The 1,246-nt window shown below is 66.5% G+C and carries 1 protein-coding gene and 1 other RNA gene; one reads left to right on the plus strand and one right to left on the minus strand.

Features of this window, described 5'->3' with window-relative positions; genetic code table 11:
• Positions 1-56: 56 nt before the first annotated feature.
• Positions 57-410, minus strand: a transfer-messenger RNA (tmRNA) gene (ssrA, locus tag QMZ25_RS18860).
• 229 nt (positions 411-639) lie between these two features.
• On the opposite strand from ssrA, the gene QMZ25_RS18865 reads away from it, so the two are divergent.
• Positions 640-1,212, plus strand: a complete 573-nt coding sequence (locus QMZ25_RS18865; RefSeq protein ID WP_053519702.1) for a hypothetical protein — start codon at positions 640-642, stop codon at positions 1,210-1,212.
• Positions 1,213-1,246: the final 34 nt, after the last annotated feature.

Below are 1,246 nucleotides of genomic sequence, written 5' to 3' on the forward strand. Positions count from 1 at the left end.
AAACCCTTGTGATGCGGGGATTTCCGGGCTTCTCCGGTCCTGGGCGGACCGCTCGTTGGTGGAGGTGGGCGGAATTGAACCGCCGTCCGAAGGCACTCCATCCCCAGCACTACATGCTTAGCTCGCCGTTGAATCTCGTCCCCGAACAGCACGGCGTGCAAAGCGCATCCGGGAACCAGCCTGTTGTGTTCTAGTGCCGGACTGACAGGCAGCCGTCCAGCGCGATTCCATGATAGTGACTCTACACCGCGAGCATGGACACAAGCGGTTTCGAGGCTTAGGCCTTAAGCGGCCAGAGCGTAGTTGTCGTCGTTGGCAACTAGAGTTTTGCAGCTGGATTTACGAGGAAAGCTACCCCCTCGGCATGCGCCAGGCGACTTCACAACCCCCGTCGAAACCAATGCACCCCCGGTTTCTACAGTGCTGCAAGGTACAGGGCCGATTCCGTGTCACCACGGGCAGGGCCTGCCCAACGGTTGTCATGCTACGGCAAAACAGCTGAACAGTCACCTCGCGCGGCCGGTCAATCCGCAACATGTTGTACTGCCTGTGTCATAGCGGATTGCTAACGTCTCCGGCACGGATTTGCGACACACTGGTCGTGACCATCCAGGGCAGGACAGAAACGGGAGACTGTGGGTGACCGACGCGATGCAACAGCGCAGCCTGCGCCAGCTGGTGGGCCCGGTCGGGGCCGACTATCAGCGACGGGCGTTGCCTCCCGGTTGGGTCTGGGCGCTGCTGGCGGTGCTGCTGGCGGCGACCTGGCTGACCGAACTGCCGGCCACCGCAGCGGTGGCGCTGGTCGCCAGCGCAGTGGTGGTGCATTGGCCGCAGCGTGGGCGCACCCATTGGCTGGGCTGGCGGCTGCCGGCGCTGGCGGTACTGGCGGCGTTGCTGTGGGGGCCGGACGTGCTGGCGCAGTGGTTCGAGCACGGCCTGGCGCTGACCTTGATGACATTGGCCAGCCTCAGCATCGGCGTTCACGTGTGGCAGTCGCGGCAGCTGGCGCGCCAGCTGCAGGGTGCAGCCGATGCCCTCGACGATACGCAGCTGCTGGCCCTGCTGCCGGCCGATGCAGCCCAGCTCGCCCAGCAGTGGCGGGCGGGCGATGACCGCCACGCGCCGGAACTGGCGGTGGTGATGCACCTGGCCGTGATGCACGCGGCCCTGGCGCCGCGCGCGCGCGGGCAGGGCATGCTGGCCGGTTGATGGCCCGGGCCGCCGGGCATCGCCCGGCGCCACA

Origin of the sequence: Stenotrophomonas sp. RS-48 (assembly GCF_030053245.1) — a bacterium.
In the GTDB taxonomy this organism is placed as follows: Bacteria; Pseudomonadota; Gammaproteobacteria; order Xanthomonadales; family Xanthomonadaceae; genus Stenotrophomonas; species Stenotrophomonas maltophilia_P.